Genomic DNA, 21,348 nt, shown 5'->3' with positions numbered 1-21,348 from the left:
TGGGGCAGGTAATCTATGATGACCGTTTTCCAGGAGTTTCGTGAAGCACGTCGTGTTCGCCCATCGAAAGCTATCCTTCGGGGGCGGAGAGCGGGTCATGCTCGAGCGCGTCGCGGCCCTGGCCCCCCTGGACGTCCGGATCACCGTGATCTTCAGGAAAGAGCCCGACAAGCGCGACATCGAACCGGAGCTGAGAACCCGGAACCCCCACGTGGGGGACATCCTGCACATTCCCGGGACCTGGGGCGCCCTGCGGTGGCTCTGGAAGAACCCGCCCGACCTGCTGGCGCTCTGCAACCACAAGGGCGTGCAAAGGGCCCTGCCCTGGCTGGCGCGCCTGGGCCGCCGCATCCCCACGGTGGTCACGCTCCATGAGCACTATGAACGGCATCTGCGCAAGTACCGCGGCATCCGGAAGCTCGTGGACACGTGGATCATCGACTGGGAATTCGAGAAAGCCGTCCAGGCCCATCTCGGCCCCCAGCCCTGCGCCATGATCCACCCGCTCTATCCGCATCGGAAATCCGAGCCGCCAAGCGATGCGGAACGGCGCGAAGCCAAGCTCAAGCTGGGATTGCCCGAAGACGCGGTGGTCCTGGGCTATTGCGGACAGATCGATGCCCGGAAGGATCCCTCAACCACCCTGGAGCTGGCGCGGTGCATCGAAGCGCGTCTCGGCAGGCAGGTCCATCTCCTCTTCGCCGGCCGGGTGGATGCGGCCACACGCAAGGGGATGGAAGCAGCCATCGACCGTATGGAAAGGTGGGACCGCACGCGGATCCTGGGCCCGGTGCCGGATCTGGCCCAGGTCTTCCGCTGCCTCGACGCCTACCTGATGACCAGCCGGAACGAGGGCTTCTTCCCCATCGCGCTCATCGAGGCGCTGGAGCACGGCGTACCCATCGTGGCGCCCTCCGTGGGGGGCATCGGCACGGTCCTGGCCGATGGGGAGGGCGGCATCCTGATCCAGAAGCCCGATGACCGGAAGAGCATCGCGAGGGACGTTCTCGAATCCGCAGCGGACCGCGTCGCCGCCATGTTGGCGGACCCGGAAGCGCTGGCGCTGCAGCGGAGGAAAGCGTTGGCCCTGGGCCGGCGGCTGACGGAAGGCTATGACGCGGCGGCCCTGTTCAGGGATGCGGTGAAAGCGTGGATTCCATGACCCGCCCCACGGCCAGCACCCTTCCCGAAGGCGCCATCTGGGTGCGTTTCCCGCGCTTCGTGGGGGACGCGGCGATGCAATTGCCCGTGCTGCGCCTGCTCCGGAACATGGGACGGGGCCCCATCGTGGTGTGGGGTCCGAAGGCGACCGTATCCTTGCTCCTCCACAGCGGCCTGGCGGACGCCGTGCTGCCGGACGCAGGACGGCTGAGTCCCTGGCGGATGGCAGCGATCCTTCGAAAATTCAAGGCTGCGGCCAGCATCCATTTCCCGAAATCCCTGCGTCCGGCCCTGGCCGCCTGGCTCGCCCGGGTGCCTCTGCGCATCGGCGTGGACGAGAGCCTGGCGGGCCGCTTCAACACCCACAGCGGCCCATTCTGGAAGGCGGAGGGCCCCTTCCTGCTGCGCTACCATGCGGTGCTGGAAAAGGCGTTTCCGGACGCGCCCTCCATGCCCTTCGCCGATTTTGATCCCGGCGTGCAGGTCCCGACGCCGGTCGAACCGTACCTTTGCCTGATGCCCGGCAGCCTTTGGCCCTCCAAGGCCTGGCCGGTGGCCAGCTACCGGGCGCTGCTGCTGAAGGCGCGCGCCGAGGGATTCCAAGTGGCCGTGCTGGGCAGCCCTGCGGAAGCCGCCGTATGCGACGAGGTGGCCGGAGTCGAGGGGTTGAATCTCTGCGGCACCACCTCGCTTTCCGAGGCCGCGGCCTGGCTGCGGGGGGCGAAGGCGGCCATCGGCAATGATTCGGGCCTGAGCCATCTCGCGGCGGCCTGCTCCACGCCGGTCCTCGCGCTCTACGGCGCCACGGACCCCGGCGGCTCCACGCCCTGGGGCCCCCTGAGCTCGGTTCTGCAGCGGCCGGGAGTGCCCTGCGCTCCCTGCTTCAAGCGGCACTGCTTCGTCGAAAGCCACCCCTGCTTGGATGGATTGCCCATGGAGGAGGTCTGGGCAGGAGCCACGGAGCTTTTCTTAAAGTAGAATCATTGGATATCCAGAGGACTTCCATGCGCCTAGCCTTGCTCCTTACCCTCCCGGCCCTCGTGTTGGCGGCCCAGGACGCAGCCCATCCCGTCATCGGCTTCGACGCCATGCATTTCGACTTCGGCAAGATCTCGCCGGACAAGAAAGTGAGCCATAAGTTCAAGGTCCTCAACAAGGGCGCCGCCGTGCTCAACATCACCGGGGTCAACCCGTCCTGCGGATGCACCTACACCGCTCCCGCGAAATGGTCCCTGGCACCGGGGGAATCCACCGAAATCGAAGCCATCTTCAATCCCGCGGGATTCCGGGGACCGGTCCGGAAATCCCTGGTCGTGATCTCCAATGATCCCAAAAACCCCAGCCAGACCCTGACCTTTGAGGCGGAGATCATCCAGGAGATCAACCTGAAGAGCAATTCCATCTTTTTCCTGGATGTGCCCCGCACCAAGCCCATGAATTCGACCGTGCGGCTGGAGAGCGGCAACGGGGAAAAGGTGGAGATCACGGAAGTCAAGGCGGCCGGCGCGCCCTACTACCGCTTTTCCCACCGGAACGAAGGCAAGGACGCGGTGCTGGACATCACCTTCGACGGCAGGCAGGTGCCCGCGGGGCAGCAGCGGGGCGCGGACGCCATCACCGTGCGGCACACCAATCCGCGGGTCCCGCCCATCGTCCTGACCTCCCAATGGGAACTAAAGCCCGCCATCACCGCGACCCCCGACAAGGTGGTGTGGCAGGAACAAGCGGGCAAGGAGCTGCGCACCAAGCTCGTGCTGAAGAGCGCGGCCGGAAAGCCGTTCCTGCTGAAATTCGAGGGTTGCACCAATGCCAACGTCCGGGTGGAGGGACTCAGCACCCGGCCCGCCGAGCAGCAGGAATTCACCGTAGTGCTTGGGAAGGGCGCCAAGCCCGGCACCACCAACGACTGGCTGACCCTTTCCACGAACGACCCCGACCAGCCCCAGTTGCTGGTCCGCATCGCCGCCATCCTCAGCTAAGGGCCTGAAAGGAAATAAAGATGCCATTTGTTGGCTCCCAGCCGCGATGCATCCGCAAGGAAAGGCCCGCAGGGCATATCGAGAATACGCGCAAGGGCCTTGACGCCGCGGTGCGCGCGGATGGGCGCCAACCCTCCCCTGTATCGAAGGCCGCACTGCGGCCTTCTCCCGCGGCAAAGCCGCGGACACGGGTCCCTGGGCGAGGGCGGCGGGCGGCGCAATCCTGCGTTGACCTCCCTCGCCGTATGGGTGATATGCCTTCGGTCGGTCGCCTTGTCTTGCTTGCCCGGCGCTCCTCGCAAATGGCATCCTTATTTTCTTTCAGGCCCTAAGTCGGTGGACGGGACCGTTCATCCGCCACGCGCCAAAAAGCACGTCCTGGCGGTCTTCGGACTGCTGGGCACGGCCCTGGTCTGGGGCGGAACCTTCGCAGCCGTGGCCTACGCCCTGCGCGCAGGGCTTTCGGTCCATGCGCTGTTGAGCCTGCGGTTCGCGCTGGGGGCCCTGGCCCTGGGCGCGGTCCTGCTGGCCCTCCGCATGAAGCCCACCCGGCGGGAACTGCTGGATGGCCTTTGGCTGGGCCTGGTGTGTGCGACGCTCTTCTGGCTCCAGACGGATGGCTTGCGTTTCACCACCACGGCCAAATCAGCCTTCATCACGGGGCTGTACGTCATCTTCACCCCGATGATTTCCGTGCTGGTGGGGGACCGGCTCCGGGCCTCTCACGGCATCGGGGCGGCACTCGCGCTGACAGGCCTGCTGCTGCTGGTCTACCAGCCGGGCATCTCCTTCGGTGGCTGGAACCGTGGGGATTCCGAAACGCTCCTGAACGCCATGCTGGTGGGCGTCCACATCGTCCTGACGGGGCACTTCTCCCGCCGCGGCCGGGGCTGGGTGCTGGCCTGGAGCCAGGTGGCGGTGGTGGGGGCCGTGTTTTCGATCGCGGCCGCCTGCTCACCCAATCCCTACGGATTCCAGGGGGCTGCGGCTGCCCTCCACATCCCTGGCCTGTGGATCGCCCTGGCCTACCTGGCGCTGCTCGCGACCACGCTGGCCTTCTACGTCCAAAGCGCCATGCAGGCCCATGTGAGCGCCACGGAAACCGCGGTCCTGTTTTCCATCGAGCCGGTGTTCGCAGCCCTCGTCGCGGTCAGCGGATGGATTCCCGGCATCAAGGAGCATTTGAGCCCCAGGCAATGGGCCGGAGCGGTGCTCATCGTCAGCGCGACCCTCCTCGCGGAGCTGGGCCCGAAGCTATGGAAGGCCAGGGCGGCTGGAGAGGAAGAGGCCATCGGGTAGTCCAGGGGAGCGGAGTTCCGCCCCGGCAGCCTGGTTTCAATCCACCCGGTCCACCACCACCAAGGTTACATCGTCGCTGAAGGCCGCCGGGCCGTTGAAGGATTCGACCTGGGTGATGAGCCGCATCGCGGCTTCCTCCGCATCCGCCGGAAGATCCGAGCAGAAGCCCATGAGTCCTTCTTCTCCGAGGTAGGTGCGGTCCTCGCGCTCCACCTCCTCCAGCCCGTCCGTGAACATCACCAGCCGGTCCCCCGCATGGAAGGAGGCGCGCTGGGAGCTGAACGGGAGATCCGCGTCGATGCCGAGCATGAACCCCTTGCCGGTGAGCTGCTCCGGTTTGCCGGCACCTCCGGCGGGAATCCTGAAGGGCGCCGGGTGGCCTGCCACCACGTAGGCCATCTCGCCCGTGGCGGGGTCGAGGTGCGCCAGGAAAGCCGTCGCGAACTGCTCGGCAAGGGTGTTCCGCGAAAGATCCTGGTTCATGCCCACGGCCCAGGCATGGGGATCCAGGCTCAGGCGCAGGTGGCTCTCGAAGGACGTCTTCACCATGGAGGAGATCAGGGCCGCCGTCACGCCATGCCCGCTGACATCGGCGATCATCATGGCCGTGCTGCCGTCCGGCAGGGGCGCGATGGCGTAGATGTCGCCGCCGATGCCCTCAGCGGGGAGGTAGCGGTGGGTGTATTGGATGCCCGGCGCCACGCCGGGGAGCACCGGCAGCAGGCCCATCTGCAGGCGGGCCGCCAGCTCCATCTCCCCGTTCACCCGGTCCTGGAATTCCCGCAGCACCACGTTCTGGCGCTTGATCTCATTCTGCATGGCGATGATGCGGAAGGCGCTGTCCACCTTCGCCATCACTTCCTGCGCGTGGAAGGGCTTCGAGATCATGTCGTCGGCGCCGATGTTCAGGCCGCCGATCTTGCTCATGCTGCCGTCCAGGGCCGAGACCAGCATGAAATAGATGTCCTTGGTGGCCGCGTTGGATTTCACCTGGCGGCAGAAATCGTCCCCCGCCATTTCGGGCATCCGCAGATCCGAGATGATGAGGTCCGGCTGGAGCTTGCCCATCTCCTCCAGCCCGCGGACGCCATTCTCCGCAACGAGCACCTGGTAGTCCGATCGTTTCAGGTAGAAGCTCAGGATGTCCCGGATGGGAGGCTCGTCATCCACCACCAGCACCACGCCCTTGCTCATGCTTGAAATGCTCCGGGGCTGAAGGTGGATCAGTGCGGAACCAGCACTGGATGGGCGAACGGACGCATCTGGGGGATCCCGCGGCGGATCATGCGCCTCTCAAGGCGTCCTGCTCGGTCGTGAAGATCGAAAAGTAGTTGGTGAGATTGGTCTGGTCGAAGGTCTTCTTGACCTGGGCCGGAAGGCCGCAGAGGTGGAGCTTGCCGCTGCTCTTGTCCACGCTGTTGCGCGCGGCCACCAGGAGGCCGAGCCCGGAGGAATCAATGAAGCTCACTCCTTCCAGGTTGATGACCAGGAGCTTGGGCTGCTGCTGCGCCACCGTGTCCCGGATCACGTCCCGCAACTGGGCCGTCACCTCGAAGTTCACCTTGCCCTGGATGGTCACGATCGCGGCGTTACCCTCTTGGCGGGCCTGGATGTTCAACATGGCGCTTCCTCCAATTTGATTCCTCTCAGTACTCGTTTTCGAACTGCATCGCGCTGGCGCTGTTTGTATTCGCCGTGGGAGGCGGGTCCCGACCGCGCGCTTTGAAACCCGGATGGTTCCATGACTTGGACTTCGTGTGCGAAGAAAAACGTAAACTCTTCCTGCTCTTGGATCAACTGAGGAATCTTAACGCGGGTGGCATCGCCGGGTGCAAGGCTCTTTGAAATCTTCTCCAGGACCGCCACCGCAGGATTGGGCAGGCGGATCAAGGTCCTGACGGTGATCTGCACCGCTTTGTAATCCCGGCTCGTGAAGGGATTGCCGCCCTCCGCCCGGGTTTGGGGCGTCAGCCGGGCGCAAATGGCGTCCCGTTCGGGGCTTCCCACGGCCGGAATGGCATATCCTTCGGGCAATCCGGCCGTCCAGGCCTGGAGCGCCTCCATGTCCACCAGCAGGTTCCGGCTTCGGGAAGGCTTGATATGGGTCGGCATGATCACATGGTGGTCCAGCAGAAACCGGATCACCAGCAGGACCCCCAGCCGGTCCTGGGCCACAAAGCGCATTCCGATCTGGTCGTAGATGGTCTCCGCCACGTTTTCAGGCTTGTGGAGCATTTTCAGAAGCATGGAGGTCCGGTCCTTGTTCTGCTTGCGCTCCGCCGCCACCAGCGGCACCTCGTAGTCGCCGCGCAGCGCCCAGGTTCCGTCGTCCAGCGCCACCAGGAAACGGTCGTAGGGTTCGAAGACCTGGGCCTGGATGTCCTTGAGATTCCGCAAGTTCACATTGTGGTCGATGTGGAAGAGCGTGTGCATCACCCTGAGCACGACGCAGGCCCAATGGGAAAGCGGGTCCTGGGGGCGCCGCGAGGCCCAGACCAGGAGGTCCTCTGGATCCCTCAGCTCCCGGATCTCCAAGGGAATGGCCGCCAGTTCCCCTTCGAGGATCGTTCCCCCCAGGAACTCCATGGCATTCCCGTAGACCTGGACCACATGGGCCCTCTGGGCGGGATTGTCCAGGTCATAGCCATAATTCCTGGCAAACCCCCGAGCCGAGCGGTGGTCAGGAAGGTTCAGGCCGGCCATGTCGATGGAGGACTCGCCCCCAAGGATCACACGGGTGGCTTCCGGCGGAAGTGGAAAGAACGAAACGCGGGCCATGGGCGCCTTAGTGTAATGCGGTATCTAAAAAACGGGGCGCGAATGCGCCCCGTTGTGAAACAAATGAACCAACGCTAGGTTTACTTGATGGCGAACGCGGCCACCAGGGCGTAGATCACCAGCGCCTCGATGAGGGCCAGGCCGATGATCATCGTGGTGCGGATGTCGCCGGCGGCCTGGGGATTGCGGGCGATGCCTTCGCAGGCGGCGGACACGGCCTTGCCCTGGCCCAGTCCGCAACCTGCGGCCGCGATGGCGAGGGAAAGGTGGGCCAGGAACCGGCCCGAGGTCCAGGACTCAGCGGCCACGGGACCCGCGGCCTGGGCGAACGCCATGGTCGCTAGCGTGAAGAGGAAGGCGGTGGTGAGGAACTTCTTCATGGAAGTCTCCAGAAAAGAGGGTGCGGGGTTCGGAATCCCGTTGCCCAGGTGGTGAAGCGAGGAAGCGCGGGTGGTTCCCGCCTTAATGGTCGTGGGCCACGGCGCCCGAAAGGTAGATGGTCGCCAGCATCGTGAACACGAAAGCCTGGATGAGGCCGAAGAAAAGACCCATGACCATCAAGGGCACCGGCAACAGGATGGGCAGCAGGCCGAAGAAGATTCCCGCCACGATGTGCTCGCCGGCGATGTTGCCGAAAAGCCGCAGGGAGTGGCTCAGATTGCGGGAAAGAAGGCCCAGGATCTCCAGCGGGAACATCAGGGGAGCCAGCCACCAGATGGGGCCGGCGAAATGCGCCCAGTACTTGAAGAAGCCCTTCTCCTTCATGCCGTGGAAGTTGTAGTAGGCGAACACCAGCAGGGCCAGGGCCAGGGTCACGTTCCAGTTGGCCGTGCCGGGGCTCAGGCCGGGGATCAGGCCGAAGAAATTGTTCAGGAACACGAAGAGCGCCAGGGTTCCGATGAAGGGCAGGTAATTGTCCGGGTGGTGGTGGATGTTGTCCGACACGAGGCTGCGGAGCCCGGTGGTCACGAACTCCAGCACCTGCTGCATGGGTCCGGGAATGCGGTTCTTCTTCACCACGGACACGATGATCATGGTGGTGATGGCCGCCAGGATGGCGTTCAGCAGGTAGTCATAGCGCTCGATGAACGACATGGGCGCGCCGTCCATGAAGGATCCCCAGGCATGGCGGGACAACCCCAGCACGCTGGTCAGGAATTTGGCGAGTTCTGATGCGTGGTGTTCCATTCTGATTCCTGGGGAGAAGGCCGCTCAGTCGTGGGGAAGCTTGGGCTTTCGGAACGAGGCCACAGCCTGCCATCCGGCCACCAGGAGAATTGCCGCGACGAAGAGCATGAGGCCCGTCGCCATGGGGAACCCTTCCTGAGGCACGATCACCATCATCCCACGCAAACAGAGCACGATCAACGCCAGTTTCACCAGGGTGAGGAAGCCGTAGAACCAGCGCAGCCGCACCTTGGGCGTGAGCATCTTCGCCACAATGATCCGGTGGAGGCTCCAGAAGGCCATGGAAACCAAGCTCCCCACCAAGAAGGCAAGGACCGCGTTCCGGCCCCTGAACGCCCAGGCCGCTGCGCCTGGGACCACCAGGAGCCATTGGATCCGGCCGATGGCCACAAGAGTCCCGGAGCCTGGATCTGCCACCTTGCCCCTGTCCTCAGGGTTCATGGCGGTCCTCGTCGTCCTTGGGTGGCTCGGCGGCGGGCGGCTTGGTTTTCGACAGCCTCACGCTCACCTTGTAGAGCTCGTAGAAGCCCGTGGCGATGCCCCAGGCGAGGCCCCAGAGGCCGCCTCCGTAGGCGTGGCCGAAATACCCGCCCACCCAGCGGCCGATGAAATAGCCCAGGCAGATGGCGATGGGGAAGACCATGCCCAGGGAAATGAGATCCCCCCACAGGGCGCGTTCCCCGGGAGTGCCTGCGGGCTTGAGCCTTGGCATTGGGTTCTCCCTGCCGCTTGAAAAAAAGCGCGGGGCAGCCTCCCGCGCTTCCGAGTTTAAATTCCTCTGGGATTATTTGTTCGGAAACACCATCACAGCGGCGGGCGCTTCCTTCTCGAACCAGCGGATGTCGTCGGTCCACCTCAGCAACTGGGGGCCGAAGGCCGTTCCGACGAGCACGATGGCGCAGGTAGCGCCGATGAGGAACCTGGAATAGGAGTCCATGGGCGCCGCCTCGCCTTCCACGGGTTCCTTGAAGTACATGTGCTTGACCACTTCCAGGTAGTAAAAGGCGCTGACGGCGGAGGTGAGCAGCGCGATCACCACCAGGGTGGTGTAGCCCTGCTGGACAGCCAGCAGGAAGATGTAGAACTTCCCGAAAAACCCGATGAAGGGCGGGATGCCCGCCAGGCTCAACAGGAAGACGAGCATGGAAAAGGCGAGCACCGGATGGCGCTTGCCCATGCCGCTGAAATCCTCGATGCGCTCGCCTTCGTTCTTGCCCTGAAGGTAGATGACCACCGCGAAGGCCCCGGTGTTCATGAAGAGGTACAGCAGCATGTAGAGCCAGACCGCCTGGGCCCCGGCCTGGGCGTCCTTGCACAGGACCCCCAGCAGCATGTAGCCCACATGGGCGATGGAGGAATAGGCCAGCAGCCGCTTCATGCCCTGCTGCCGGATGGCCGCCACATTGCCCAGGATCATGCTGGCGGCGCAGATGGCCATCAGCGGAGCTTCCCAATCATAGGAAATGCTGTGGAAGCCCGTGCCGAAGATCCGCAGGAACACGGCCAGGGACGCGGCCTTGGGCGCGGTCGCCAGCCAGGCCGTCACGGGCGTCGGGGATCCGTCGTAGACGTCCGGCGACCACATGTGGAAGGGCACCGCCGCGACCTTGAAGCAGAGGCCCACCAGCACCATCAGGGCGCCGGAATAGACCAGCAGGCTCTTGTCCTGGGAGACCACGGCCAGCTTCTGGTTCAGTTCCGTCAGGTTGGTGGTGACGCCTCCAGCCGCGGCGAAGAGCAGCGAGATGCCGTAAAGCAGGATGCCGCTGGAGAACGCGCCCAGCAGGAAGTACTTCATGCCGGCCTCGATGCCGCGCTCCTGGTTGCGCAGGTAGGCCACGAGGATGTAGATGCAGAGCGCCATAAGCTCGATGGAGAAGTAGATGGTCACCAGGTCCACGGCCCCGCACATGAAGAGCATGCCGCTGGTGGCGAACAGGATCAGCGCGTAGTATTCCGCCGTGTGCTCCACGAGGTCGCCCAGCACCTTCTGGCTGAGCATCACCGCGAAGATCGAGGCCAGGATGCAGAGCACCTGGAAGCCTTTGGCCAGGCCATCGACCTTGTACATGGCGGAGAAGCCGAGCCCGTTGGGGGTGTAGATGGCCAGCAGGAGCGAAACCAGGAGGATCGCCATGGTCGGGATGGCCCACTTGTGCTTTTCCGCTTTGGTCCATGGCAGCAGCCAGGTGTCCAGGGGCCACAGCATCAGCAGCCCCGAGAGCATCAGAAGGATATGGGGCCAGATGTAGTGGATGTCCTGGCTGAGGTTTGCCCATAGCCCCGTCGCGAAGGAAGGCGCTGGCATCAGTGGCCTCCGCCGGGCGCCGCATGCGCCGCTTCGCCGGGCTTGGCGGTGGTTGCTTCGGGCGTGGCGCCATGTCCGGCGGGAGCGGCTTCATGCTCCTTGGCCTCCGGCGCTTCCATCGCGCGCATCCCCACCTTGGCGGCTTCGGCCTGCTTGGCCGCGAGGGCTTCGGCCTTGTAGAAGTCCGGCTGCACCTGCTGCACGAGTTTGGCGACGGGCTTGTCCATGATGTCCATGAAGGGTTTGGGATAGAGCCCGATCCACACGGCCACGATGATCAGGGGCGTGAAATAGGCGATCTCCCGGAAATTCAAGTCCGCCATCTTGGTGTTCACCTCGGCGATGGGTCCGAACATCACGCGCTGGAACATCCAGAGCATGTAGGCGGCGCCCAGGATGATGCCGGAGGTGGCCAGCACCGCCACCCAGGGCCAGGTCTGGAAGGTGCCCATCAGGATGGTCGCCTCGCCGATGAAGCCGTTCAGCAGCGGGAGCCCGATGCTGCTCATGGTCATGAGCATGAAGATGGTCGCGTAGATGGGCATGGTCTTCGAAAGCCCGCCGTAATCCGCGATCATGCGGGTGTGGCGGCGCTCGTAGACGATGCCCACCGCGAGGAACAGTCCCGGCGTCGAAACGCCGTGGTTCAGCATCTGGAACATCGCGCCCTTCAGGCCCCAGGGATTCAAGGCGAAGATGCCCAGCATGCAGAGCCCCAGGTGGCTGACGGAGGAATAGGCGACCAGCTTCTTCATGTCCTTCTGGATCATGGCCACCAGGGCGCCGTAGATGACGCCGATGAGCGCCAGGGCCAGGAACCAGGGCATCAATTCCTTGGTCCCGTCCGGCACGATGGGCAGCAGGAAGCGCACGAAACCGTAGGTGCCCATCTTCAGCAGGATGCCCGCCAGGATCACGGAACCCGCCGTGGGCGCCTGCACGTGGGCGTCCGGCAGCCATGTGTGGAACGGGAACATCGGCACCTTGATGGCGAAGGCCAGGAAGAAGGCCATGGCCAGCAGGACCTGGAAGGTCTTGGTCTGCTGGGCGATCACCGGCGCCATTTTCTGGAAGCTCTCGATGCTGAAGTCGTAGAGCGGCTTCCATTGGCCGGCCGCATCCAGGCCTCCCTGGGTCTTGGCCTGCAGGAAGTAGATGGCGAAGATCGCCACGAGCATCAGCACCGAACCCGACAGCGTATAGAGGAACAGCTTGATCGCCGCGTAGAGTTTTTGCGGGCCGCCCCAGATGGCGATGAGGAAGTACATGGGCACCAGCATCACTTCCCAGAAGATGTAGAACAGGAACATGTCCTGGGTGATGAAGACGCCGAGCATGGAGGTCTGGAGCACCAGCAGCCAGATGTAGTACTCCTTCCAGCGTTCCTCGATGTTGCCCCAGGAACACAGCGCCGCGATGGGCCCGGTGAACGTGGTCAGGAGCCAGAGGAGCAGGGAGATGCCGTCCATCCCGACGCTGAACTTGACGCCGAGGCTCGGCATCCAGTCGCAGGCGTACGCGAACTGCACGGCGTCGCTGCCCCGGTCGTACTGGAACCAGAGCGGCACGCTCACCAGGAAGCTGGCGGCCATGATGGCCACCGTGGCCTTCTGGAAGACCTCCCGCTTCTCGTCCGGCACGAAGAGCAGGGCCAATCCCCCCAGCAGGGGCAGGAAGGTTGCTAGAAGCATTAGTAGGGTGGAACTGCTCATACTCATGAAAAACTCCAAACGAATATCACTTCAAATCAGGCGAGGAACTTCCAGAAGGCGAAGGCCAGGAAACCGAGCATCATCACGAAGGCGTAGTTCTGGACCCGGCCGCTCTGCAGGGCCTTGAAGCCCATGGATCCTTGCTGCAGGCCCCAGGCCACGGCGTTCACCAGGCCGTCCACCACCTTGGCGTCGAACCAGTCGCTGGCGCTGGCGAGCATCACCGTGAAACGGGCGGCGCCGTTCACCATGCCATCGATCACCCAGTTGTCGAGGCTCCAGAGCTGGGCCGAGAGCTGCTTGATGGGATTGATGACCATCGCGTCGTAGAACTCATCCACGTAGTACTTGGCGTTGACCCACTCGAACAATTGCGGGAACCGCGCGACGAAGGCCTTGGCCCGGGACCAGCTCGGATCCGAGATGTACATCCACCAGGCCAGGCCCATGGCGCTCAACGCCCAGACGATGGCGAAGCCCATGAGCCAGTATTCGATGGATTCCGCGGCGTGGTGCCCGCCGTGCGCCGCAGCCGCCTGGTACAGCAGGGGCTCCAGCCACTTGGAGAAGTGCTCGCTTCCCTTCAGGCTCGGCGGCAGGTTCAGGAAGCCCAGCACCACCGCCAGGACGGCGAAGATGAAGACCGGCACCCACATGTTCCAGGGCACTTCCGAAGGTCCGTGGGCTTGGCCGGCGTGGCCATGGTCGGTGAGATCGTCCGCGGCGTGCACATGGAGCCCCGGATTGGTGTGGGCATCGGCCAGGGCATCGCCATGGGCCGCGTGGCCGTGGGCGCCATGGGCATCATCGTCGCCCCCGTGATGGGCCTCGCTGGGCACCGTCAGGCCGAAGGGGTCGTTCCCGGCGCCGCGGAACTCGCCGAAGAAGGTCATGGCCATGAGCCGCACCATGTAGAAGGCCGTGCAGAAGGCCGCCAGCATGCCGAGGCCCCAGCACAGGTAATAGAACCAGCCCTGGCCGTTCCAGCCGTGTTCGAACACCTTCCACAGGATCTCATCCTTGGAGAAGAACCCCGAGAAGGGCGGCACGCCCGCGATCGCCAAGGTGGCAAGGCCCATGCTGGCGAAGGTCCAGGGCATGTACTTGCGCAGGCCGCCCATGTTCCGCATGTCCTGCTCGTGGTGGCAGGCGGCGATGACGGAACCCGAACCGAGGAACAGGCAGGCCTTGAAGGCCGCGTGGGTGAAGACATGGAACATGCCCGCCGAGAAGGCCCCCGCGCCCAGGCCCATGAACATGAAGCCGAGCTGGGAGACGGTGGAATAGGCGAGCACCTTCTTGATGTCGTATTGGGCCAGGCCCATGGTGGCGGCAAACAGAGCCGTGAGGGCTCCCACGAACAGGACCAGGGAAAGGGCGCCGGGCGCCAGCACATAGATGAAATTCAGCCGCGTGATCATGTAGAGGCCCGAAGTCACCATGGTGGCGGCGTGGATCAGCGCGCTCACCGGGGTCGGGCCGGCCATGGCGTCCGGCAGCCAGACATAGAGCGGAATCTGGGCCGATTTGCCGATGGCGCCCACGAACAGGCAGCAGCCGATGAGGTTGAACCAGAAGGTGGGCGCCGCCGTGTGGCCGAAGAGGGTGATGGACGGCATCCCGCTGATGCCCCGCACCATGCCCATCATGGTGTCGAAGTCCAGGTTTCCGAACAGCATGATCAGCAGGAAGAAGCCGATCATGAATCCGAAATCGCCCACGCGGTTGGTGACGAAGGCCTTCTTGCCGGCGGCCGCCGCATAGTCCCGGTCGAAGTAGAAGCCGATGAGCAGGTAGGAGCAGAGGCCCACGCCTTCCCAGCCCAGGAACATCATCAGGATGTTGGCGCCGAGCACCAGGTTGAGCATGGAGAACACGAACAGGTTCATGTAGGCCATGAAACGGTAGTAGCGGCCGTCATTGCGCTCTTCGGCCATGTAGCCCGTGCTGAACAGGTGGATCAGGAAGCCGGCTCCGGTCACCAGGATCGCCATGGCCGCGCTCAGCGCGTCGAACTTGTAGGCCCACTGGACTGTCGTTGTGCTCAGGCCGCCCAAAACCCTGGCTCCGCCTAGATCGAACCAAGTCCAGAGATTCTGGTGGATGGAGCGGGAATTCTCCGGCAGCGCCAGCAATTGGAAAAAGAAATAGACCGTGAGCAGGAAGGAGATCCCCACCGAACCCAGCGCGATGGCGTCCACCACCTTGGTGTTCTTGAGCCGCCGGCCCGTGAGGCCGTTGATCAGGAAGCCGAAGAACGGCAGGAAGGGAATGAGCCAGAGGATGCCGCTGCCGGTGCTGGCGGCGCTTGTGGCTCCTATCATGTGGCTCGCTGCTTGTTCAATGCTCATGCGTTCCCCGAATCAGATCTAATCAACCGGATCATCTGGATCAGCCCTTCAGAAGGTTGATCTCGTCCACCTGGATATTGCCCTTCCTGCGGTAGAGGGCCACCACCAGGGCGAGCCCCACGGCCACCTCCGCCGCCGCGAACCCCATCACCAGCAGCGCGATGGCCTGGCCGTGGACGGTGCCGGACTGCCTGGCGAAAGCGATGAAATTGAGATTGGCCGCGTTGAGCATCAGTTCCACGCACATCAGGATCACCAGCGCGTTGCGGCGGATAAGCACCCCCGCCACGCCCACGGACCAGAGCAGAAAGGAAATCAGGAGTACCGCGTTCATCGAGACCATGTGGAGCTCCTATACCCTTTCCGATTTCGCCAGCACGATAGCCCCGACCAGGGCCACCAGCAGGATCACCGAGAGGATTTCAAAGGGCAGGAGGAAGTTCGCGAAAAGCCCGCGGCTCACAGCCTGCGCGTTGCCTAGGCTTTCAGCAGCACCCACCAATCCCGGCTGAAGCGTCAGAGCCTCGGGTGCGCTGGCGCCGAAGAGGGCGCTCCGGAAAAGGCCCCCGAAGACGAGCAGTCCCAGGCCCACGAGCGGAATCGCGAATTTCGTCTGGGTCTGGAAGATCCCCTTCTCCTGGTATTTCGTGAGCTCCACGAGCATCACGACGAAGAGGAAGAGGACGACGATGCCGCCGGCGTAGACCAGCAGCTGCGCGACCCCCAGGAACTCCGCCTGGAGGGACAGGAAGCAGCCCGCGACGCAGATCATCGAGAACAGGAACCCGATGACGCTGTGGACCGCGCTCTTGGAAAAGATCAGGACGCCGGCCCCGCCCGCGGCCAGCAGGCCGAAGAGCACGAACATGTTCTGGCCGAGATTGATGAGGAGTTGTTCCATGGCGGACCTTGAAAAATTAGGACTGGGGCGGAGGTGTCAATCGTCGCTGGCGACGGAGTAGTGGCCCACGGGGGTGGTGTCGAACATGTTCTGGAACCCGCCTTCCATGGCGTGGGAGAAATCCTCTCGGTCATAGGCGGCCAGCTCGAACTGGTGGTTCAGGATGATGGAGTCGAAGCCGCAGCTCTCCACGCAGAATTCGCAGAAGATGCAGCGTTCCATCTCGAAGTCGTAGCGCACCGGGAAGGGCGTCTTCCGGCCTTCCTTTTTGCCTTTTTCGATGGTGATGACCTGGGTGGGGCAGATCTTCTCGCAGGCCAGGCAGCAGACGCATTTGACCTCGCCCTGCTCGTCCTTGATCATCTGCAGCCGCCCGCGGAAGCGGGGCATCAGCGTCGTAGGGACCTCAGGGTATTCCACCACGATGTGGGTCCGCTTGGCGCCCCGGTTGGCCTGGCGCAGCACCTTGCCGAAATATTTTCCGGTGAGCTTCATCCCTCCGTAGATGTCGAAGGGTATGAGGGTTCTGAGCAGTGAAGATGTCATTGTCGACCTCAGGCGGTTAGGCCGCGTAGCGGAGCAAGGCCGCGATGACGAACATGACCAGCGTATAGGGGATCAGGAATTTCCATCCCACGTTCATGAGTTGGTCGTAACGGTAGCGCGGCACCGTCGCGCGCACCCACAGGAAGCAGAAGAGCAGGAAGAAGATCTTGAGCAGGAACCAGAGGATGCTCGGCATGCAGGTCCAGGCCAGGAAGGCGTTGGAGCTGTGCTGGAAGAAGTGGTTCCAGACATGCTGCAGGCCGAAGGGCATCAGGTAATGCCCGCCCAGGAAGAAGGCGGCGGCCAGGGCGGACACCGTGATCATCGAGGCGTATTCCGACAGGAAGTAGAAGCTGAATTTCATGCCCGAGTATTCCGTGTGGAAGCCCGCCACCAGCTCGTTCTCAGCTTCGGCCAGATCGAAGGGCGTGCGGTTGGTCTCGGCGAACCCGCAGGTGGTGTAGACGAAGAAGCCCACGAACATCAGCAGCGTCCTGCCGATGCCCACCAGCCCGTTGGCGGGGACATCCACCGCCATGCGGGTGCTCATCTCATTGAAGTTCAGGGAGCCCGTGAGCACCACCGGCACCAGGAGGCTGAGGGTCAGGGGCACTTCATAGCTGACGATCTGGGCCGCGCTGCGGAGCCCGCCCAGCAGCGGATATTTGGAGTTGGAGGCCCAGGCGCCGAGCACGATGCCGTAGACGCCGACGGAAGCCACGCCGAGGATGAACAGCAGGCCGACGTTGAGGTCCGTCAGGAAGCCGTTGAACGGTAGCCCGCCCAGGAAGGGGAATTTCGCGGGGAAATAGAACAGCGCGCCGGGCGCGAAGCTGATGGCGGCGAATACCGTGAAAGCCGCCACCATCGCCAGCGCCGGGGACAGGACGAAGACCGCTTTGTCGGCGTCCGTGGGGACGATGTCCTCCTTCGTGAGGAGCTTGAGGGCGTCCGCGATGAACATGGGAAGGCCCCGGAGGATCGAGAACACGGGCACCCGGCCCAGGAACCACATGAGCCCGTTCAGCCCGCCCGTGAGGGTCCGGGACTGGTGGGTCCGGCCCCGCTGGGCGCCCCAAAGGCCGCCGGCTACGCGGGTGGCGCCCAGGCGCACCTGCACATAGGCGATGACCTTGCGCTCCGCGAAGGTGAGGAGGGGCACCAGCGTCATCACGAAGCCCAGGATCACGATGATCTGGAGCAGGGAGATGGTCAGGTATTGAAACAGGGTCGGCGTCATTTTCGGGTCCTCATCGATCCACCTCGCCCAACTCTAAGCAGCTCGGGGATCATCGATCCACCTCGCCCAGCACAACATCCAGCGTCCCGATGGCGGCGATCACGTCCGCCAGGAGGCGGCCTACGACCATCTTGGACAGGGCCTGCAGGTTGATGAACGAGGGCGCCCTGATGTGCATGCGGTAGGGATTGAGACCGCCCTTCTCGCCGACGAAGTAGTAACCCAATTCTCCCTTGGGAGCCTCGATGGCGTGGTAGACCTCGTTCACTTCAGATTTCAGGACCTTGGGCAGCTTGGCCATCACCGGGCCTTCGGGCAGCCCGTCCAGGCATTGGTTCACGATGCGGTGGGCCTGGCGCATCTCCTCGAGGCGGACCAGATACCTGGCATAGGTGTCGCCGGCTTTCTGGGTCGCCACATCGAATTGCATTTCGGCGTAGGCGGCGTAGGGGAAATCCTTGCGGATGTCGTAGTTGGAGCCTGCGGCCCGGAGCACCGGCCCGGTGACGCCCAGGGCGATGGCGTCCTCGGCGTTCAGCATGGCCACGCCGATGGTGCGCTTCTTCCAGATGCGGTTCTCGGTGAGCAGCGTCTCGTAGTCATCGATGCAGTCCAGGAATCGGGCCTGGAAGGCGCGGACCTGCTTCTCGAAGCCCGGCGGGATGTCCTCGCGCAGGCCGCCGATGCGGAAGGCGGTAGTGGTGAGCCGCGCGCCGCAGAAGGCCTCGAAGATGGAGAGGATTTCCTCGCGTTCGCGGAAGGCATAGAGGAAGACCGTCATGGCGCCGATGTCGAGCGCGTGGGTGCCCAGCCACAGCAGGTGGGACGTGATGCGGTTCAGTTCCGTGAGCATGGTGCGGATGTAGTGGGCCCGCCGCGGAACGGTGATGCCGAACAGTTTTTCGACGCCCTCCGCCCAGCCGAGGTTGTTGCTCACCGATGCCACGTAGTCCGTGCGGTCCGTCCAGACCTGGCCCTGGAAGAAAGTCTTGTTTTCGCAGATCTTCTCCACGCCCCGGTGCAGGTAGCCGATCATCGGCGTGCAGCGGGTGACGGTCTCGCCGTCGAGGTGCAGCTTCACCCGGAGCACGCCGTGGGTGGACGGGTGCTGCGGGCCCAGGTTGATTTCCATTTCCTCGGTTTTGAACACCAGGAACTCCTAACACGCGTTTGATTCAGTCGGCCTTCGGTACCTTGAGGTTGATGCCCATGTTGCCGGCCTTTTCCATGGCCATCCGCATGAGCGCTCCAGAGCGGTCCTCGCGGAAATCGATGTCCCGCTGGCCCCAGCCGAGGGTGGGGTATTCCTTGCGGAGCGGATGGCCCTCCCAGTCCTCCGGGCAGAGGATGCGGGTCATGTCCGGATGGCCGGTGAACCGGATGCCGAACATGTCGTAGATTTCGCGCTCCATCCAATTGGCCGACGGGTAGATCTGTACGGCACTCTCCAGATCCTGCCCTTCCTTCACCAGCACGCGGACGCGCAGGCGCTTGCGGCGGCTGATGGAAATGAGCTGATACACGACCGAGAACGCGAACCCGTTCGCCGCCGGGTAGTGGGTGGCGGTCTGGTCCGCAAGCAGTTCGTACCGCAGCGCGGCGTCGCCCTTGCAGAACATGAGGGTCTCGATCAGGCCGTCCGGATGCACTTGCAGGGTCAGTTCGCCGCTTTGTTCAAAGGCCTGGGAAACCTTGCCGTCCAGCAGGTCCGTGAGATGGAGAAGGTCGGGGTCCGCGGCCTCGGCAGGCACTGGAAATTCCATGTCGTTTTCATTCTTTTTCGGGAGGGCCCGCACCGGGGGCTTCGGGGCATCCTTCCCTTCCGCCAAGGCCTTGGCCTTCGCGGTTTCAAAATCCGCCTGCTGCTTGGCCCACTTGGCCTCGTCCGCGGCGGCGGCGGCCTTCTGCTCCTCCTGGTAGGTGTGGAGGCTCGGGAGGGGCACGGTCTTCGGCATCACCACCTGGCGGTTCGGAGCGGTTTTATAGTCATACACATAAGGCCCGGCGGCGGCCTCGGCCATGTCGTGAGGCTTGGCCTCGACCACCGGAGCATCCCCGAGCACCTCGTACTTGATCACATCCACGGGACAGCCCTTGGCAGCCGTGATGATGCTGGTGATGAGCCGTTCGCCGTCCTCGGGCTTGAGGCCGTTCTTTTCGGTGCGGTTTTCCGATTCCTTGCCGTCCAGCCGCACGCCGGGCTTGATCATGCAGGTGGTTTCGGTCACATGGAACACCTCGGGGCTGTCGGCCTCGCAGGCATTGCAGACGATGCAGCCTTCTTCAATCCAGACCTTGGTGACACGCGGCTTGGCCCCGCCGGCAGCGGGTGGGGCCGGTGGCGCGGCGGGGGGCGCCGGAGCGACGGTGGGTTCCGGAAGCGCGGGCGCAGGAACCACGGCTTTCGCGGCGGCTTCACTGAGGTTGGCGGTCGTCCCGAGGGCCGCATCGACCGCATCCTCGATATCGGTGGCCGCGGGAGCCGCTGCCGCCGGCACGGCAGCCGCAGGAGCGGGCGCCGGCGCCTCGACGTTGGCCACCTGATCGAATTTGATGACTTCCACGGGGCAGGCCGCCGCGGCCGCGACGATAGAGGCTTCGAGATTCGTCCCCAGATCCCCCTTGAGCCCTGATTTTTCGTCGCGGTTCTCGCTCTGCTTGCCGTCCAGGCGGGCGTCGCCCTTGATGTGGCAGCTGTCCTCGGTGACTTGGAACACGTCCGGGCACTCGGCCTCGCACGCATTGCAGACGATGCAGCCTTCTTCGATCCAGACCTTCGCGATAGCCATGTCTCTTTCCCCTCCGGAGGCCTGCGGCCTAGCTCACCGATTCAAAGAGCTCGGCATACTTATCGGCCATGGAGCTGGTCATGATCTTGTCCTGGAGTTTCAGGAATCCATAGATGAGTCCCTCCGGCCGGGGCGGACAGCCGGGGATGAAAACGTCCACGGGCACGATTTTGTCCACGCCCTGGATCGTGTGGTAGCTGTCGAAGGGCCCGCCGGCCGTGGCGCAGGAACCCATGGCGATGACCCACTTGGGCTCGGGCATCTGGTCATAGAGCTTCTTGATCACCGGGGCCATTTTGTAGGTCACGGTGCCCGCCACGATCATCAGATCGCTCTGGCGCGGCGTGGCGCGGAAGATGCCCGCGCCGAAACGATCGAAGTCGAACTTGGAGGCCCCGGCGGCCATCATCTCGATGGCGCAGCAGGCCAGGCCGAAGGACATGGGCCACACGCTGGTCGCGCGCGCCCAATTGATGACTTTTTCAACCTTGGTGGTGATGAGGATGTGTTCGAGGACGTCTGGCCCATTCATCCCGTTCATTCCCATGTGAGAGCTCCTTTGGCCCAGATGTACCCATAACCGAACAGCAGCAAGAACAGGAAGAACAGCATCTCCACCAGACCGAACAGGGCCAGTTCCTTGATCTGGATGGCCCACGGCATCAGGAAGACCGTTTCCACATCGAAAACAAGGAACATCACTGCTACCAAGTAGTAGCGTACAGAAAACTTTTCCCGGGCCACGGTGACGGGGGTGATCCCGCATTCATAGACCAGATATTTGTTCACATTGGGGGCTTTGGGCCGGAGCAGGCGGGAGAGTCCCCAGACCAGCAGCGGCGTAGCGATGCAAATGAGCAGAAGCAGCAGAATCGGGGCATAGTCTCGCATGTGGACTCCGGAGCCGAATTAGCCGTTGTAGCAATCCAATCTTGCGATTTTCATGGTGCACCGGCCTGGTGGCCTTAGCGAAACCAACCGGAAAAGCGCTGGTTGGTCCACAATGGCCCCTAATTCTGCGGCTTAAGCCCGGCGCGGGTCAACGATAGATTCCGAGTCCCAGGGTCCAATGCCTGGATCGGCATGAAAAAACGAT

At 63.6% G+C, this 21,348-nt stretch carries 22 protein-coding genes; 4 read left to right on the top strand and 18 right to left on the bottom strand.

Features of this window, described 5'->3' with window-relative positions; translation table 11 throughout:
• The first annotated feature begins 40 nt into the window (after positions 1–40).
• The 4 genes from IPQ13_13125 (at position 41) to IPQ13_13110 (ending at position 4,439) form a co-directional block, all read left to right on the top strand.
• A complete protein-coding gene (locus tag IPQ13_13125; GenBank protein MBL0211831.1) occupies positions 41–1,162 on the top strand; it encodes a glycosyltransferase family 4 protein in 1,122 nt (373 codons plus the stop codon).
• Positions 1,159–2,139: a glycosyltransferase family 9 protein gene (locus IPQ13_13120; protein ID MBL0211830.1), complete on the top strand. Its 981-nt coding sequence runs from the start codon at positions 1,159–1,161 to the stop codon at positions 2,137–2,139. The genes IPQ13_13125 and IPQ13_13120 overlap by 4 nt, the downstream gene beginning before the upstream one ends.
• Before the next feature lie 26 nt (positions 2,140–2,165).
• Positions 2,166–3,140, top strand: a complete 975-nt coding sequence (locus IPQ13_13115; protein ID MBL0211829.1) for a DUF1573 domain-containing protein — start codon at positions 2,166–2,168, stop codon at positions 3,138–3,140.
• Between the two features lie 336 nt (positions 3,141–3,476).
• Positions 3,477–4,439 (top strand): DMT family transporter, encoded by a 963-nt coding sequence (locus IPQ13_13110; protein MBL0211828.1) that lies wholly within the window; start codon positions 3,477–3,479, stop codon positions 4,437–4,439.
• A gap of 36 nt (positions 4,440–4,475) precedes the next feature.
• Here the strand turns inward: IPQ13_13110 and IPQ13_13105 are convergent, their stop codons facing one another.
• The 18 genes from IPQ13_13105 to IPQ13_13020 all read right to left on the bottom strand — a co-directional run bounded on the left by IPQ13_13105 (position 4,476) and on the right by IPQ13_13020 (position 21,143).
• A complete protein-coding gene (locus IPQ13_13105; protein MBL0211827.1) occupies positions 4,476–5,633 on the bottom strand; it encodes a fused response regulator/phosphatase in 1,158 nt (385 codons plus the stop codon).
• Positions 5,634–5,721: 88 nt separating this feature from the next.
• Complete coding sequence (locus tag IPQ13_13100; protein MBL0211826.1) at positions 5,722–6,060, bottom strand: STAS domain-containing protein; 339 nt, start codon at positions 6,058–6,060, stop codon at positions 5,722–5,724.
• A complete protein-coding gene (locus IPQ13_13095; protein MBL0211825.1) occupies positions 6,054–7,217 on the bottom strand; it encodes a TIGR04552 family protein in 1,164 nt (387 codons plus the stop codon). The genes IPQ13_13100 and IPQ13_13095 overlap by 7 nt, the downstream gene beginning before the upstream one ends.
• 80 nt (positions 7,218–7,297) lie before the next feature.
• Complete coding sequence (atpE, locus tag IPQ13_13090; protein ID MBL0211824.1) at positions 7,298–7,597, bottom strand: ATP synthase F0 subunit C; 300 nt, start codon at positions 7,595–7,597, stop codon at positions 7,298–7,300.
• 82 nt (positions 7,598–7,679) lie between these two features.
• Positions 7,680–8,405: a F0F1 ATP synthase subunit A gene (gene atpB / locus IPQ13_13085; protein MBL0211823.1), complete on the bottom strand. Its 726-nt coding sequence runs from the start codon at positions 8,403–8,405 to the stop codon at positions 7,680–7,682.
• Positions 8,406–8,429: 24 nt separating this feature from the next.
• Positions 8,430–8,846: a hypothetical protein gene (locus IPQ13_13080; GenBank protein MBL0211822.1), complete on the bottom strand. Its 417-nt coding sequence runs from the start codon at positions 8,844–8,846 to the stop codon at positions 8,430–8,432.
• Positions 8,836–9,117: an AtpZ/AtpI family protein gene (locus IPQ13_13075; protein ID MBL0211821.1), complete on the bottom strand. Its 282-nt coding sequence runs from the start codon at positions 9,115–9,117 to the stop codon at positions 8,836–8,838. Before IPQ13_13075 ends, IPQ13_13080 begins: the two co-directional genes overlap by 11 nt.
• A gap of 72 nt (positions 9,118–9,189) precedes the next feature.
• On the bottom strand, positions 9,190–10,713 hold the full coding sequence (locus IPQ13_13070) for an NADH-quinone oxidoreductase subunit N (protein ID MBL0211820.1): 1,524 nt from the start codon (positions 10,711–10,713) through the stop codon (positions 9,190–9,192).
• Complete coding sequence (locus IPQ13_13065; GenBank protein MBL0211819.1) at positions 10,713–12,425, bottom strand: NADH-quinone oxidoreductase subunit M; 1,713 nt, start codon at positions 12,423–12,425, stop codon at positions 10,713–10,715. Before IPQ13_13065 ends, IPQ13_13070 begins: the two co-directional genes overlap by 1 nt.
• A gap of 35 nt (positions 12,426–12,460) precedes the next feature.
• Complete coding sequence (gene nuoL / locus IPQ13_13060) at positions 12,461–14,776, bottom strand: NADH-quinone oxidoreductase subunit L (GenBank protein MBL0211818.1); 2,316 nt, start codon at positions 14,774–14,776, stop codon at positions 12,461–12,463.
• 40 nt (positions 14,777–14,816) lie between these two features.
• Complete coding sequence (gene nuoK / locus IPQ13_13055; GenBank protein MBL0211817.1) at positions 14,817–15,119, bottom strand: NADH-quinone oxidoreductase subunit NuoK; 303 nt, start codon at positions 15,117–15,119, stop codon at positions 14,817–14,819.
• A 9-nt stretch (positions 15,120–15,128) separates the two neighbouring features.
• Positions 15,129–15,677 (bottom strand): NADH-quinone oxidoreductase subunit J, encoded by a 549-nt coding sequence (locus tag IPQ13_13050; GenBank protein ID MBL0211816.1) that lies wholly within the window; start codon positions 15,675–15,677, stop codon positions 15,129–15,131.
• A 36-nt stretch (positions 15,678–15,713) separates the two neighbouring features.
• On the bottom strand, positions 15,714–16,223 hold the full coding sequence (locus IPQ13_13045) for an NADH-quinone oxidoreductase subunit I (protein ID MBL0211815.1): 510 nt from the start codon (positions 16,221–16,223) through the stop codon (positions 15,714–15,716).
• Positions 16,224–16,239: 16 nt separating this feature from the next.
• Positions 16,240–17,463 carry an NADH-quinone oxidoreductase subunit H gene (locus IPQ13_13040; GenBank protein MBL0211814.1) on the bottom strand — a complete coding sequence of 408 codons (1,224 nt, stop codon included), beginning with the start codon at positions 17,461–17,463 and terminating at the stop codon, positions 16,240–16,242.
• Between the two features lie 49 nt (positions 17,464–17,512).
• Positions 17,513–18,595 carry an NADH-quinone oxidoreductase subunit D gene (locus IPQ13_13035; protein ID MBL0211813.1) on the bottom strand — a complete coding sequence of 361 codons (1,083 nt, stop codon included), beginning with the start codon at positions 18,593–18,595 and terminating at the stop codon, positions 17,513–17,515.
• 43 nt (positions 18,596–18,638) lie between these two features.
• The gene (locus tag IPQ13_13030) at positions 18,639–20,252 is read right to left on the bottom strand and encodes an NADH-quinone oxidoreductase subunit C (protein ID MBL0211812.1); all 1,614 of its coding nucleotides are present in this window, start codon (positions 20,250–20,252) and stop codon (positions 18,639–18,641) included.
• 28 nt (positions 20,253–20,280) lie between these two features.
• Positions 20,281–20,799 (bottom strand): NADH-quinone oxidoreductase subunit B, encoded by a 519-nt coding sequence (locus IPQ13_13025; protein ID MBL0211811.1) that lies wholly within the window; start codon positions 20,797–20,799, stop codon positions 20,281–20,283.
• On the bottom strand, positions 20,790–21,143 hold the full coding sequence (locus IPQ13_13020; protein MBL0211810.1) for an NADH-quinone oxidoreductase subunit A: 354 nt from the start codon (positions 21,141–21,143) through the stop codon (positions 20,790–20,792). The genes IPQ13_13025 and IPQ13_13020 overlap by 10 nt, the downstream gene beginning before the upstream one ends.
• Between the last annotated feature and the right edge of the window lie 205 nt (positions 21,144–21,348).

This window comes from Holophagaceae bacterium (assembly GCA_016720465.1).
Classification (GTDB): domain Bacteria; phylum Acidobacteriota; class Holophagae; order Holophagales; family Holophagaceae; genus JANXPB01.
This window is presented reverse-complemented; position numbering and strand designations above follow the sequence as displayed.